The sequence below is a fragment of the Poriferisphaera sp. WC338 genome (genome assembly GCF_050931845.1).
In the GTDB taxonomy this organism is placed as follows: domain Bacteria; phylum Planctomycetota; class Phycisphaerae; order Phycisphaerales; family Phycisphaeraceae; genus Poriferisphaera.
In genome coordinates, this window is the sequence record NZ_CP194516.1 from 744807 (window position 1) to 759367 (window position 14561).

Sequence of the window (14561 nt, forward strand, 5' to 3'; positions counted from 1 at the left end):
TACACGCAAATGTGATAACAGCTGTTAATTTGGGGTTTGATCATTATGACGAGGATGGAAAGCGTTTCATATTTGGGTTTTTATATAACTATTGTCATGCCTAGCCGGGTTTTTTGGGAGTGATGTTGCTGGATTGCAAGAAGAAGGATGGCGTGAGGGATCGGTTGCGGATGAACGGTATATAAACAAAAAACCCCGCTGGTGGGCGGGGTGTATGAACATGCGTGAGCGATTGCATGCGGCATCTAATCATGAGTTAGATCTTGTGCGTGTGGTTTACCAAGCGGAGCCGTTTTTCTTAGTGCCGCAGATATTGACCTTCATGCCCATGGCTTTGGCCATGGTAGCTTTGGTGAGCATGGTTAGGTCGGCGGCCTTTTCATCTTTGGCGTAAGCACATTGAATATGATTGGCTTGGTGTTGTGCCATCATTTGATCACGTGAGACACCATAGGTGACGGCGTGCATGATCGGCCACTCGACGGTGGTTTCGTTCCAGCGTCGCTCGGTTTCTTTCTTGGGTAGTTTCACCACGCCACCGCGACCGAGGTCCATGTTGAGCTTGCCGTTTTGGACATAAATACGTGACCAGACGATCTCGCCGGGTTTAGCGATACCGCGCACGGTTGAGCCGCCGTTGGGGAAGTACATAGCTGGCTGACGCAGGCCATCTGTTCCCTTCCAACCGCCGATGTGATGAGCGGGTGGTGCAGAGCCGGAGATGAGGAAGACCCAGACATAATCATCGACGGTACCGGAGGCGTCATAGTCGCCCCAGCGCAGGTCGTGCAGTGTGTTTTCGACCGGTTGGCCGAGTGCTTTGTGAACACGGAAGGTCATGAGTCCATCGAGGCCGGCGCATTCATCGACTTCGTTGAAGTGCGGGATGGCTTGGCCGCGGTAGAGGACGCGCTTGCCATCACGGGACTTCACAGGCGGCCGGTCGGTGTTATTGAGTGTGCCTTCCACAAGATCAGAGGCCGGCATCAAATCCTTTAGGCCCTGTTGATACTGAATGCCGATGGTATCGCAGCCAAAGTCATCGGCGATGCGTACCGCAGCGATGTACATCTTGCACTGTTTGAGGATTTGTTCCTCGGTGAGATCAGTTTTGTGGTTCTTGCCAGTGTGAAAAGTCATGCCTTTTTTCTTGTACCACGCGCGGATTTCTTTGGCTTCTTTGTTGGAAACGGTTGAGGCTTCGTAGAAGAGTGCGGATTGTGAGAGGCGTTCTTTGTAAACGCCGGTGGGGTTTAGGAGGTGATCGGGGATGATGGCGTTGAACATGCCCATACAGCCTTCATCGAAGATACCCATGATGGCTTTATCTTTGATGAGTTCGGCAGCGAGCTTGTTGCCGGTGCTGCTTGCTTTGGTAGGGACTTTGACCTTAGGGAGTGCTTTAACGTGTGATTTGGGGTGAGTGCACTTGCCGGTGGTGAGCCATTTGAGCAGGCGTGAGGTGAAGTATTTGTCGGTGAAATCGTTGGACCAGAGAGTGCCATATTTCACGCCAGCTTTGGTAAGCGAACCGTTGAGGTTGAGCATACCGACGAGGCCAGGCCAAGTACCGGACCAGTTGGCGACGGTCAGAATAGGGCCTTGGTGAGTGATCAATCCGTGGAGGACATGATGTGAGTATTGCCAGACAGCTTCGGCAACGATGAGCGGTGCTTTGGGGTCGATCTTCTTGAAGATATCCATACCTTGCTTTTGAGAAGAGATGAAGCCGTGCTTTTCGTTTTTGTCGTAGGGATGGGCACGTTTGATTTTGTATTTGCCGCCGGAGACATCTTTGACGGCTTGTGTAAGGGCCTGTTCCATTTTCTGTTGGGCTGCCCAACAGTTTTGGTTGGCGGAGAGTCGCAGGTCGCCGTTAGCGATCAGGAGCACTTCTTTTGCTTTGCGTGCGGTTGATTTTTTGGCCATGATTGGTCTTCCCTATGCAGATCGTGGTCTGCATGTTTGTATACAGATTAAAAATAGGTTGAACAGAATGGATGAAGTAACGCGATAGATGAAGAAACAGACCGATCCATTGATCACAGTACGGCTTCGTCAAACGCTTGAAAAGTAGGTAGTTGTCGTAGATCGGCGTGAATAGAAGTGATCACGCGCAGATTTAGAGAATGGGCGGACTCGGACGGTTGGTCCGGTTCATGCCACTTTGCCTTTGTGCCGATCGGCCAAAGACGGAGGTGGGTTCAATTTGATGGGGATCAAACATGCTGAAATTCTACCGCGGTTTGTTGTGTCTGTCACGACTTACTTGAGGTTGGGATACGGTGAGCGAGCCGATGGGTTAGAATACTATATTGGGCTACGTAAATAAATAATAGATGCGGAATCGATGGGAAACAGATCACCAAAAGTGAAGTCGCTGCATAAGAAGGCTCGGTCGCTGCCGAAGGTGCCGGGTGTTTATCTGATGAAGGATGAGAAGGGACGAGTAATTTATGTGGGCAAGGCGGTGCGATTGAATGAGCGTGTATCGTCATATTTCTTGGCGTCGACGGATTTGGGGCTGTACAAATCGAAGATGATCCCGTTGATTGATGATTTCGATGTGATTGAATGCGAGGGTGAGTGGGAGGCGCTGCTGGCGGAGAACCGGCTGATTAAGGATCTGCATCCGCAGTTTAATGTGCGGCTAACAGATGGGAAGAGCTACCCGTATCTAGTCATTACGATGCGTGATGATTTTCCGGGTGTGTTTATTACGCGCGAGCCTAATGCAGAAGAATTTAGGGGCGCGAAGGTGTTCGGCCCGTTTACGAATGTGTATGCGCTGCGGGAATCGGTGCAGTTGTTGCAAAGGATTTTTAAGTTTCGCACGTGCAAGCTGGAGATTCGGGAGGATGATGAGCAGAAGAAATATTTCCGCCCTTGCTTGTTGTATCCGATCAAGCAATGCGCCGCGCCGTGTGCAGCAAAGATTGATCGCGATGCGTACATGGACGATATCCGCAGATTGATTCGATTCTTAGAATCCAAGCGGTCGGTGATGTTACGGGAGATGCGGCAGGAGATGGAGGTAGCGTCGAAAGAGCTTGCGTTTGAGCGGGCTGCGATCTTGCGAGATCAGATCAAAGCGATTGAGAAACTTGATGAGCGTGGGAAGATGTCGCAGGGGTGGCAGCCGGAGAGTGAGAGCTTGATGGCCGATCCCAAGAAGGCGACGACGGCGTTATCGAAGGTGTTGGGATTGGATGAGCCGGTGCGGTGTATGGAGGCGATTGACATCGCGCACCTGCAGGGGAACGAGACGGTGGGATCGAAGGTTTGTTTTGTGGATGGGCGGCCGCTGAAAAATTTGTATCGGCGGTACAAAATCAAGACAGCGGAGAATGACGATTACATGTCAATCCGGGAAGTGGTGAGTCGAAGATATCGTGAGGCGGGGCAGGGGCATGAACTGTATCCAGATGTGATTTTGATTGACGGGGGGCTCGGGCAGTTGCACGCGGCGATGGAGGCGTTTGAGGATTTGGATGTGAAGCCGCCGATGGTGATTTCGCTGGCGAAGAAGGAGGAATTGATCTACACGCAGGCGAAGAGTGAGCCAATCCGGTTGGCGCGAAACAATGTGGCGCTCAAGTTGTGTCAGGCGATCCGCGATGAGGCGCACCGCTTTGCACAGCACTATCACCACATCTTGCGGCGGAAAAAGGTTATCGGAGAATAGCGGGGACTGTGGTGGTGCGGATGGCGAAGCGGAGTAGAAATGTTGATCATCTTTTTCCGGATTGCCGATGGGCGGTTGGATGAATTTTGCGGATTATATGTTGTGATGGTTTGAGAAGAAGTCTGCTTTTATAGGGTTTGGCGGCGATCGCCATCGTGGTGAGTCGATATTCATTGCGTGGATAACAGTAAGCGACGTATTGTGATTTTGTCGGACACGCACATGGGTCGTCCGAAGGCGAAGGTTTGGGGACCCAAGGCGCTGCGCCCGATCTGGCAGCATGCGCGGGCGACGGATGTTATCATCAACGGTGATGTGGCGGAGGTTCATGATCCGATCCACCGAGCGTTAGCTGCGAAGCAGGTGCTTGAGTTGCAAACGCTGTGTGAAGAAGACGGTGTGCGGTTGACATTACTTTCCGGTAATCATGATCCACACCTTACGGATCTGCGGCATCTTTCACTTTATCAGGGAGAGGTTTTTCTGACACATGGCGACATGTTGCACCCGGCGATCTCGCCGTGGAACGATTATGCTCCGCATCTTCGGGCACTTCGAACACATGCGCTGGCGTGTTTGGATGAGGGGGATAAGCCAACGATGTATGCGCATGCCCATGCGGCTCAGCATGCGTCACATGTGAAGTGGGATGAGTTTGCGGCTCATGACATGCCGAAGGTGACTCGGGCGGAGAAATGGTTGAATAAGATGCTCGAGGTACCGCGTGTGTTTTGGTATTGGCATCGCTTGCCGCGGACGGCGAGTGATTTTGCGGCAGAGTATGTGCCGCGTGCACGGTTCTTTATTTTTGGGCATATCCATCGTGCGGGGATTTGGGAGATGGCAGGCCGCACAATCATCAATACGGGGTCGTTTGATTTTCCGCATCAGCCGCGAGCAGTGATCATCAAACGCGATCAGCTTTCGGTGTGGAAGTTGGAGCGGCGCGGAATGTCATATCACTTGGCGGGGATGCCGATGCGGAAGTGGGATCTGAATAATGTGCAGGTGATGCCGGTGGGTGATGGGTTACACGCGGCGTGATGAGGATGGGGTTGACTCTATATTTTTTCTGTTTTGTATGATGGATGATCATGCATGGTAAACGTGCGCGCGGTTGCGGCGGTCGTGTGTGACGGGAATGCCTTGCTTGCGGCGACAGGACGCACGGATCGTGTGGGAGATAAAATGTGTGAGTCCGATGAGCAGGATACCTGAACCAACCGCGAGGATCAGTTCTGTGATGTCAGCGGTCTGTCCGGCACTGATCGTGAGTAGGGTTTGCAGTAGGACAGCGAACAAAGCGATAAATAGGAGGGTGATGCGAGTGTGTTTGCTGGTTCTATGGAGGAGAATAAGCATGATCAATAGACTAATCAGCGCATAGACAATCATACTGCTGCTGATCATGGCGGCGGCCACGTCATAAGAGCGGTTGAATTGTTTGCTGAATGGAATCAGGTTGATGAGTTTGTCTGACTCAGTGCGAGTATGTGGTGCAATGGCGCTTTTAGTTTTGAAGTATAGATGAGTGATGATTGTGGAGGAGATAAGTGCGATTGCGGTAAATGAAGTGATGATGGGGTGAGTGCGGAAGGTGGGAAGCTTGGATTGTAAGGCACGTTGGAGATTGATAATTTTGGTGTAGCTGAAGAAGATGATTTTATTCTTGGATTGACGGAGCCAAAGTGCGAGGGCGGCAGCAAAGCAACTGGGGATGGCGTTGGCGAGAACATCATTGAGTGAAGGCACGCGGCCGGGCAAGAGAGCTTGAGTGCATTCGATGAGGTAGGACGTGGCGAAGATGATGATGCCGCTTGCAAGAATTTGCAGGAGAGGCTGTTTAATACGGCGGCTGAGCGTGAGGCGGACGAGCAGGCCGAGTGGGAGGTAGAGCACCAGATTGAGGCCAAGGTCGGTGAGCCAGGGTGGCAAGCCGAGGGACGAGGTTTCACCCGTGGCAGGAGTCCACGAAGGCGCGAGGAGAAGTGATGTGAGTGCGGCGGTGATGTTGTGTGATTCGAGTAGCGGGGCGAAGTTGAAGTTGAATGGGATGAGCGAGCCGTAGATGATCAGCAGAAGCCAGAGTACAGTAAGGGCGGGTGGGCGCAGCCAGAACGGGCGCGCGTCGATAAGGCTTGGACGGTTCGGGTGATTTGCTTGCGGCCGTTCCGCAGTGAGGATATTTCGGAGCGATGGCGCTTCCGGGGGTTGGGGTGGATCGGTTCCCATGTTACAAAGGTACGATTGCCCCGTCGTAGATGTGGCGGCGGTGCATCGAAATCTTGTGAGAAGCAGTGGTGATGGTTTATGTAGACGGCATAATCGGCAAGGTTTCACATCTGCTAGGATAGAGCTGTTGTGATTTTTGTGATTCTGGGATGTGATGATGAAAGGTAAAGGATGAAACTGTACTGGCGGATTGAATCGTTTCCTGAGTTTGATCATCTGGCGACGTCGGAACGATTGATGTTGTTTGGTGGACAGCGGTTGGGATATTTTTATTTACGGAATATGGTTGTTGCGGGGATTTTAGGCGGGATCGTGAGTATGTTGTGGTTGGATCTTGTTTTTAAAGTCATAGGTGCAGTATTGGGTGGCGCGGTAGCAGTGGCGAGTTTGTTTGGTTTGTGGTGTTTGTGCACAGCTGTAGTGTATCAATGGCAGATGTTGCGATTGCGGGTGCGGATACGTCTGACGATTATGGAGATGAGTACGGGAGAGAAAGTGCCGGCTTGTTTGGCGTGCGGGTTTGATTTGCGGGCGAGTGAAGGTGATCTATGTCCGGAGTGCGGGGCGAATGTGGTGGTGCCTGCGGAGCGTGATGATGGATGAGGTAATGTGCGAAATTGTGAAAGCGGCAGGCGATGATGTTTGGGTGCGATTGAAGGTGGCACCGGGCGCATCACGGACCGAGGTGGTGGGTGTGTTAGGAGACCGGTTGAAGGTAGCGATAAGCGCACCGCCGGAGGACGGGAAGGCGAACAAGATGCTGTGCGAGATGATGGCAAGATTGGTAGGGATAAGGAAGAAGGATTGTGTGGTGGTGAAGGGGCAGACGACGCTACTGAAAACACTGAAAATCAAAGGTGTAAGTGCGCGTGAGGTTTGCCGGGTGATCCTGTTGCAACTAACGACATGAGATACTGAGAAGGCGTTTTCATATCGATTGGCGTATAATACAGCGATGCGAACTGGGTTTGTTTATGACGATCGGTTTTTGATACACGATACCGGGCCGGGCCATCCCGAGCGCGCCGATCGTTTGCTCGCGATCGTTGAAAAGTTTTCGCAACTTCATCTTGATGAACAATTGGTTCGGCTTGCTTTTGAGGCGGCGCCGGTCGAACGTGTGTTGCGTTTGCATGATCCAGCTTATGTGGAGCGTGTTGAGACGGCTTGCCGCATGGATAAGCGGTTCATTGATTCGGATGATTCTGCAATTTGCGAACAGTCCTATGAGATTGCGCTGCTTGCGGTGGGGGGCGTATTGGCGGCGGTAGATGCGGTGATGGCGGGTGAGATTCACAATGCATTTTGTGCGGTGCGTCCGCCGGGGCATCATGCCGAACACGATCGGTCGATGGGGTTCTGCTTGTTTAATAATATCGCCTTGGCGGCAGACTATCTCACAGATAGATATGGCCTAGAGCGTGTGGCAATCATTGATTTTGATGTGCATCACGGTAACGGCACGCAGCATCTGCTCGAGGATCGGCCAGATATTCTGGTGATCAATCTGCATGAGCATCCGATGTCGCTATATCCTGGGACAGGTTTTGCGTATGAGCATGGCAAAGACGCGGGGGAGGGGTACACGCTGAATTTACCGTTGCAGGAAGGGACGTGCAGCGCGGAGTACCGACAGGTTTTCTTGCAGAAGGCGATGCCGAAGCTAGAAGCGTTTGAGCCTGAATTTATCCTGATTTCTGCGGGTTTTGATGCGTCCAAAGATGATCCACTCGCACATCTTGAATTGACGCCATCGGATTTTGATTGGATCACGCGGCGGCTGAAGCAGGCGGCTGCGATTTTTTGCGAAGGACGGATCGTGTCGCTGCTAGAAGGTGGGTATGATTTGCGATCATTGGCAGAATGTGCAGCGGTGCATGTGCAGGCGCTGCTAGCTGATCCTGATGATGATCGGCTGATGATGATGAAGACAGGTTTTTAGATGATCAAGACGTGACAATCGTGACGCGGTGCAGTGGGTATAATGTGCCAACAAATTTTGATGTTTGGACAGGATCATGTGGAAGAAAGATAAGGAAGAATGGTACAGCGATGGTTTGCGTTTCTCGTGCACAATGTGCGGGAACTGTTGTACAGGTGCGCCGGGGTATGTGTGGTTTAATGATAATGAGGCGCATGGCATGGCGGCGCATCTTGGTATGGAAACCGAAGCGTTCCTGAAGCAGTACGCGCACCGCAAGTTTGGCAAGTGGTCGCTCAATGAACAGAAGAACGAGCATGGCGAATATGATTGTGTGTTTCTGATTGAGTTAGAAGGTGGTAAGCGAGGGTGCAAACTTTATAAAAGCCGACCAGCACAGTGCAAAACGTGGCCGTTTTGGCCGGAGAATCTGCGGTCTCCACGCACGTGGCAGCAAGCGTCACGTGATTGTCCGGGCATGGCCGGGGGGGCCGAAGGCGAGGGGACGTTCTATCCCATCGAACAAATCCGCATCATTCTAGACCAGAACGAGTTCTAATCCATGGATAAGCGCAGCGGTATGCCATCGTGTGAGCGGGATGATGATCGTGGGCTTTGGGAAAGCTGGCGACGTGTGGCGGTGCAACCGACATTTTATGATGCAATCACATCGTTGTACCGCTTGGTAGACGAAGAGATCGGTGAACGCGGGCCGAGGTGCGATGCGTCCGGGCGGTGTTGCCAGTTCAATACCTATGGCCATCTGCTGTATGTGACGGGCGTGGAGATTGTGTGGGTGCTTGGGCAGTTAGATCAATCGTCCGAAGAAACATGTAAGGAGCATAGCGGGAAACATGAAGGGTTGTCGTTAACTGTTTTGCAGACGGCGGAGCGGTCGGTTGATGACGCGGGCAGGGGAATGGATGGTTGCGTGTATCAGACAGCGGAAGGCTTGTGCGGCGCACATGCGGTGCGGCCGCTGGGTTGCCGTGTGTATTATTGTGATCCGGAACATCAGGATTGGCAGAATGATCTGTATGAAAAGTATCTGGATGCGTTGAAAAAGTTGCACCAGCAATACGACATGCCTTATCGCTATATGGAATGGCGTGCGGGTTTGGCTGAAGCGTCAAAATACCTGTAAAACAAGCAGTTTCGTAGTGGTTTTGATCGGATGCTAGGCTGTTCAATCGGCGGGCGTATGTGCTAGGTTTGTACGATTAACCTTTCACGGCACCGAGTTGGATGCCAGCAACAAGTTGTTTTTGCAGGATCATGAAGAGGATGACAAGCGGAATGATCGACATAGCGACAGCGGCCATGAGAAGATTGGTTTCTTGTCCTGCGGAAGTGTCGAAAGCGAGGATGCCAATCGGGAGGGTGTATTTATGTTCACTCTTGAGCATGACCAGCGGCCAGAAGAATGATTGATAGTTTCCGAGGAAGGTGAAGATGGTGAGTGTGATCAGACCTGGGCGAGCTAACGGAAGGATAACGTCCCAATACAATCGCCATTTTGAAGCGCCGTCAATTTCTGCCGCCTCGTCGAGTGATGAGGGGATGGACAGCATGAACTGACGGAGAAGAAAGGTACCGAACGCGGTGAAGGCTGCTGGGAGGATTAAGCCGACCATGGTATTGACCAAGCCAAGCGAGACCATGATTTGATAGTTGGGAATCATGAGAACCAAGCCGGGTAGCATCATCGTGGCGAGATAGAGGAAAAACACTTTGTCACGTCCGGGCCATTTGAGCCGAGCAAAACTGAACGCCGCCAGCGAACTTGTGAATACCTGCAAAAAAGTAATCCAGCCCGCAACAAACAGACTGTTCCAGTAGTAAGTCAGAAACGAAATTTTCTCAAAGACCTGTAGATAGTTTTCAAAATGCCACCCACCTTCTGCGGTGGGGAGCCAAGAAGAATTTCCCACATCGCTCAAGTTTTTCAAGCTCGTCAGGATCATCCAAACGAATGGCAAGACCATCAAAAAACTCACCAACGTCAGTGTCAGGTGCAGCATGGATATGCCAAGGAATTTGCGCGCATCACGATTGGATTTGAATGTTGCTTTAGTCGTTGACATATCTATTTCCAAACGTCCAGTTGAACATGGTCATGATGAAGATGAAAAGGAACAGCACCCAAGCGATGGCGGAAGAATATCCGAGTCGTCCGGTTTCAAAACCTTCGGTGTAGATGAAGTAACTCAGTGGTGTGGTTGAGCCAGCTGGGCCACCTTTATTGAGTGTACGCGCCATTTCAAAGCCGCCCTGTAAACCATAGATCACTGCCATCACCGCGATGAAGAAGGTTGTTGGCGCCAGCTGCGGCCAAGTCACATTCCAAAAACGTGCAAACTTGGTTGCGCCGTCAATGTCCGCCGCTTCATAAAGTTGTTTGGGGACATTCGTCAGTGCTGCGATATAAAGCAGCATGTTGTTTGATCCTACCGCTGCCCAAAACGAGATCATAATCATTGATGGTTTTGCCCATTCGTAAGCATAAAGCCATTTAGGAGGTTCAAGCCCAGGTGATTGGGGATCGCTAACCATGGCAGGTAGGTTGTAGAAAACAGCACCAAGGCCGAGCGTCGCAAGGCATGCAACCATCACACCAAGACTCATCAAGAGCGCATTGCCGAAGCCTTCCATGGCTGAGCATGAAAAGAGCTTTTCAGACTTGAAATATAGGATGAATTGAGCCGCGAGGATGATTAAAACCACGCCAGCAAGCGCCCATGCATAGGTACTTGTTTGTCCCCACATCAGGGCAACAACGATTGGGATCATCAAGATAACGATCGCAGGAATAATGGCGATGCTGCCAAGGTCGCCGTCAGACAGCATTGCGCGCAGTTTATTGATGGCGAAGTACAAAAGCAGCGCGATAAGGCAGAGCGCGATAAAGAGTCCTGATTGGACGAGCGATGGTGGCAAACTTTCGACGGTGGCACTGACGTGATCAAGTACTGGTGTGAGCGTGACATTAATAGGCCCGGTACGCGGATTGTACATGTGCTTCCAGAGGATGAAGGTGGGTACGCCGGTGGTAAAGCTTGGCAAGTAGAACAATGTACGGTAGATCGTATTGCCGCCGGTGATCCCACCGATGAGGATCATACCGACGAGCCCTGTGAGGAGGATGATCATGCCCGTACCGACATAGCCGGCAGCAAAGATAATGGCAATTGAGATGCCAAAGATTGCGGAGACGATCAACCAGCGGTAAACGCGTGGGCTGTCAGATCTTGGGTTTTGGCTAAGCAGCAGTGCTGCACAAAGTGATGCACCGATGAAGAACGGGATGCCCATCATCAGATATAGCGTGTTACCAAAGAACTTCCAGAAGTTTGGCTCATTAAACAGGCGGATGAAGTTATCTAGGCCGACAAAGGAAAGCGGCTCGTCTTTGTAGGGATTATGTTGTGTAAGGTCCCAATTTGTGACGGACATGTAGATGGAGAATAGCACTGGGAAGACCACGAAGATGATCACACCGGTGATATTGGGTGAGAGAAATGCGATGCCCGCAAGGAGTTCTCGTCTGGATTTTTTAGATAACAGCATTATTCAACCATGCCCTTGTCCGTGTAGTATTTGAGATAGAAGGGGTTGCGGATGAGATCGCGTGGGATTTTCTTGCCTTGTTGCTTCAGTTCGTCGATTCGTTTTTGATCCTCAACGCGCTGCTTGTAAACTTTTTGAAGTTGTGGCTTTTCGCTTAGTGTTCGTTGGATTTCCTCATTGATTCGCTGTTGCGTTAGCTTTGCCGTTTCTTCCACACTTATACGGTTTTCCATGTACATCGCATGGAATTCGACCTTGAGGCGTTCGACGGTGTAGTCCGCGACGAACGGGCAGAACTCTACGCCGATAGCGATTGTCATCGCCTTTCGATAGAAAACTTCGTGGGTGCCCCACTCGTTGGGATAATCCTTGGGCCGATTGAATGCCTCAAGCTGCGCATACTTCGGATTCGGCGGCAGCGCATCAGCATCATTCACGATCTGCATGTTGTAATCTTCGCTTGCGAGATAAGATAGAAACAATCTTGCAGCTTCCGGGTGCTTACTATCAACATACACGGCACAAGAGCGTGACCGTATGTTGGTGTTTGGGTATCCGCCGTTTGGCTCCTCGACCACTTTCAGGTTCATCGGCGTTGGGAATTCTCGGAGCTGAATCAACATAAACCGTCCGCTGCGGATGATGCCATAGTTCCCGTTATACAGGAGCTGTGGTGTTGCACCGCCGTAGCCGGACTGTGTACTGAATGAATGTCTCTCCGCGTCGGTTGGGATCAATCGATCCTCGTACGTCCACTTGTGTATTAGTTTGAGCGCTTTGATGTACCGCGGATCGTCTAGGATGCAGGCAGTCATGGTTTCATTGAACACACCAAGCCCCATGCTGCGGTGGATGGTGAGTGGCTCGAATCCCTGTGCAAAAAAAACAGTTTGTGGTTTGCCTGGTTCGTTCGCCGCAGCTACAAATGCTTTGCCCATGCGTTCAAATTCTTCAAACGTCCATGATTCCGGCGGCAGCGGCTGTCCATATTTCTCAAATGTGTCTTTGTTCACCCAAAGCATGATGTTGCCGACGTTGCTGGGGAAACTATATTGCTTGTCTCCGATCGAGATGGCAGACTTAACGGCAGGATAGGTTTGCGATACATCAAAATTTAGTCGCTTCGCGTCATCTGTCAGATCAGAGATCAATCCCATTTCGGCGAAGTAGCGCACCTCACGGCCACCGAACATGTCCATGTTGTCCCCACCGATACCAGAGACACTTTGGATGATGCGTTTGACCGGTTCAAAGTTCGACGCATCGATTTTGAGTTGAATTGCCGGCTTGCCATCTGCAGTGGTATGGCCATTCTTCACAAGCCAATCACCGAATGTTGCAACTTGTTTGACGCGCGCAGGATTAGGATCAGTCACCCAATAAATCGTCGGCACTTCGCTCTGATTTTCAGGGAAGTTCCAGTACGTGACAATGCTCAGTAGAACCAATAGCGCGCATACAATCAGAAAGATGTATTTCATTGTCTCTATTCACGCGCAGCGATAGCTGCTATGTGTTATGCAAAAAACTTAACCAGAGACATACCACCCGCCACCACGTTTAGAAGGGGTATGCTCACAAATTTTTAAGACAGTAACCAACTGCCCAATTTGCAGTATAGCAAAAAAAGGCCCCAATGTACCACCGTTTCACAAGATTTGTCCGTATGAAAGGTAGAGGTGTTATGATCCGTGAGTGAATACTTGTTGGCCCCTAATCAATCAAGAAAGTCTAGCAATTCCATTGGCTGGTCGATGAGTTGATCTGCGCCGTTCTGCTGCAATTCTTCCCTGTCACGAAAGCCCCATGTCACCCCAACTGTGAACATGCCCGCACTTTTCCCTGTCAGCATATCTACCTTACTGTCGCCAACATAAACACAGTCATTCGGCTCGAGCCCTAATTCTTCAATGATCTTCATTGCTGATGCAGGGTTTGGCTTTGCCGGCATGCCTTCGCGATGTCCACAGACAATTTCAAACGGCCATCGCCCCAGCAGCCGCTTTGTAATATTAGTTGTTGCATCGTGTGGCTTGTTACTGAGAACACATAGCCGAACCTTATGTTCGGTTAAAACATCCAGTAACTCACTTACCCCTGTATACACATCCGTGTGGTCAAATTGATGTACATCGTAGTACATGTGGAATATCTCGATCCCACGATCAGTTAAAGCATCATGTTCAGCACTGCCATCCCCGCCCAGCGCATCGTAAATCAGTCGCCTCAATCCTTGCCCGACAAGATAGCGATACTGGCTTAGTTCATGTACAGGTCGGCCTAGCGTTTGCATTGTGTGATTCACTGCGTCCGCCAAGTCTTGCAAGCTGTTTACCAACGTGCCGTCAAGATCAAAAATGACTGCTTTCTTGCTCATGAATAAAAGATTAGAGTCACCCTTGTATGCCGTCAAACCGCTCAATATCAAGGTCTTATTGGTATACTATCAGGACAATCCGAAAATAGATTGCATCACCCATCCATCGTTCTTATGCTGCTTTTGCAAACTTTACCGGAGGTTTCATGGCTTCAAATATTTCAGAATCATCGCAACCCACCACGCAAGACCAAAACATCGCAGAACAACTCGGCGCGATCCCGTGCGGCACGTATGTGCTCACCGCACAGCATGAAGATCGGCGCATGGGCATGCTCACGTCATGGATTCAGCAAGTCTGTTTTGAGCCGCCCATGATCTGCGTTGCCATTGCAAAAGGTCGGCCGATCATGCCGCTTGTTTCGGAGTCTCGCCACTTCGCACTCTGTCAGCTTACCGCGGACGATAAACTTATCCGCAGAAAATTTTCTGCCCCCGGCGACCTCAAAGAAGACCCATTCCTTGGTCATGATCTGACTGCCGGCTCCATCCCCGGGCTTCCCATTCTCTCCGCCGCTCTTGGCTACATGGAATGTGAAGTTGCCTGCCACATGGATGTTGAAGGCGATCACGATCTTTTTGTGGCTCGGATCATCAGTGCAGGCAAACTCAATGACGGTTCCCCCGAGATTCGTACTCGTGCCACCGGCTTCGAATACTGATCTATCACACCGCTCAATCGTCATCCAACAATCACGGCTACTCCCATGACAAGCTGTCGCATTCGGCAACATTGTCGCACCTGTACGCGCCGAGCTTGATTTGCTTCGACATGATAC

14 protein-coding genes are annotated in these 14561 nt (G+C 51.0%); 8 read left to right on the plus strand and 6 right to left on the minus strand.

Translation table 11 applies throughout. The features are described from left to right. Positions 1-276: 276 nt before the first annotated feature. On the minus strand, positions 277-1929 hold the full coding sequence (locus ACQ6WK_RS03000) for a fucose isomerase (protein ID WP_432799261.1): 1653 nt from the start codon (positions 1927-1929) through the stop codon (positions 277-279). Between the two features lie 421 nt (positions 1930-2350). Here ACQ6WK_RS03000 and ACQ6WK_RS03005 point away from each other — a divergent pair, with 421 nt between their 5' ends. Both ACQ6WK_RS03005 and ACQ6WK_RS03010 read left to right on the plus strand, forming a co-directional pair. Further along, positions 2351-3685 (plus strand): UvrB/UvrC motif-containing protein, encoded by a 1335-nt coding sequence (locus ACQ6WK_RS03005; RefSeq protein WP_432799262.1) that lies wholly within the window; start codon positions 2351-2353, stop codon positions 3683-3685. A 177-nt stretch (positions 3686-3862) separates the two neighbouring features. Next, positions 3863-4729, plus strand: coding sequence for a metallophosphoesterase family protein (locus ACQ6WK_RS03010; RefSeq protein WP_432799263.1), 867 nt, complete (start codon positions 3863-3865; stop codon positions 4727-4729). Positions 4730-4777: 48 nt separating this feature from the next. On the opposite strand, the gene ACQ6WK_RS03015 is transcribed toward ACQ6WK_RS03010, so the two are convergent. Beyond that, a complete protein-coding gene (locus ACQ6WK_RS03015) occupies positions 4778-5917 on the minus strand; it encodes a VanZ family protein (RefSeq protein WP_432799264.1) in 1140 nt (379 codons plus the stop codon). A gap of 171 nt (positions 5918-6088) precedes the next feature. Between ACQ6WK_RS03015 and ACQ6WK_RS03020 the strand changes: the two genes are divergently transcribed. From ACQ6WK_RS03020 to ACQ6WK_RS03040, 5 genes are all read left to right on the plus strand, one after another. Next, entirely contained in the window at positions 6089-6520 is a 432-nt protein-coding gene (locus ACQ6WK_RS03020; RefSeq protein WP_432799265.1) for a hypothetical protein, read from the plus strand. After that, positions 6513-6827 (plus strand): DUF167 domain-containing protein, encoded by a 315-nt coding sequence (locus ACQ6WK_RS03025; RefSeq protein ID WP_432799266.1) that lies wholly within the window; start codon positions 6513-6515, stop codon positions 6825-6827. The genes ACQ6WK_RS03020 and ACQ6WK_RS03025 overlap by 8 nt, the downstream gene beginning before the upstream one ends. Before the next feature lie 45 nt (positions 6828-6872). Further along, positions 6873-7859: a histone deacetylase family protein gene (locus tag ACQ6WK_RS03030; protein WP_432799267.1), complete on the plus strand. Its 987-nt coding sequence runs from the start codon at positions 6873-6875 to the stop codon at positions 7857-7859. A 76-nt stretch (positions 7860-7935) separates the two neighbouring features. Beyond that, positions 7936-8397, plus strand: a complete 462-nt coding sequence (locus tag ACQ6WK_RS03035) for a YkgJ family cysteine cluster protein (protein WP_432799268.1) — start codon at positions 7936-7938, stop codon at positions 8395-8397. Between the two features lie 3 nt (positions 8398-8400). Next, positions 8401-8982: a hypothetical protein gene (locus tag ACQ6WK_RS03040; protein WP_432799269.1), complete on the plus strand. Its 582-nt coding sequence runs from the start codon at positions 8401-8403 to the stop codon at positions 8980-8982. Between the two features lie 76 nt (positions 8983-9058). Here ACQ6WK_RS03040 and ACQ6WK_RS03045 read toward each other — a convergent pair whose 3' ends face one another. From ACQ6WK_RS03045 to ACQ6WK_RS03060, 4 genes are all read right to left on the minus strand, one after another. After that, the gene (locus ACQ6WK_RS03045) at positions 9059-9922 is read right to left on the minus strand and encodes a carbohydrate ABC transporter permease (RefSeq protein WP_432799270.1); all 864 of its coding nucleotides are present in this window, start codon (positions 9920-9922) and stop codon (positions 9059-9061) included. Further along, a complete protein-coding gene (locus tag ACQ6WK_RS03050; RefSeq protein WP_432799271.1) occupies positions 9909-11405 on the minus strand; it encodes a carbohydrate ABC transporter permease in 1497 nt (498 codons plus the stop codon). The genes ACQ6WK_RS03045 and ACQ6WK_RS03050 overlap by 14 nt, the downstream gene beginning before the upstream one ends. Further along, positions 11405-12886 carry an ABC transporter substrate-binding protein gene (locus ACQ6WK_RS03055; protein ID WP_432799272.1) on the minus strand — a complete coding sequence of 494 codons (1482 nt, stop codon included), beginning with the start codon at positions 12884-12886 and terminating at the stop codon, positions 11405-11407. Before ACQ6WK_RS03055 ends, ACQ6WK_RS03050 begins: the two co-directional genes overlap by 1 nt. A gap of 236 nt (positions 12887-13122) precedes the next feature. Continuing rightward, positions 13123-13782, minus strand: coding sequence for an HAD family hydrolase (locus ACQ6WK_RS03060; RefSeq protein ID WP_432799273.1), 660 nt, complete (start codon positions 13780-13782; stop codon positions 13123-13125). Positions 13783-13928: 146 nt separating this feature from the next. On the opposite strand from ACQ6WK_RS03060, the gene ACQ6WK_RS03065 reads away from it, so the two are divergent. Beyond that, positions 13929-14444, plus strand: coding sequence for a flavin reductase family protein (locus tag ACQ6WK_RS03065; RefSeq protein WP_432799274.1), 516 nt, complete (start codon positions 13929-13931; stop codon positions 14442-14444). The last annotated feature ends 117 nt before the right edge of the window (positions 14445-14561 follow it).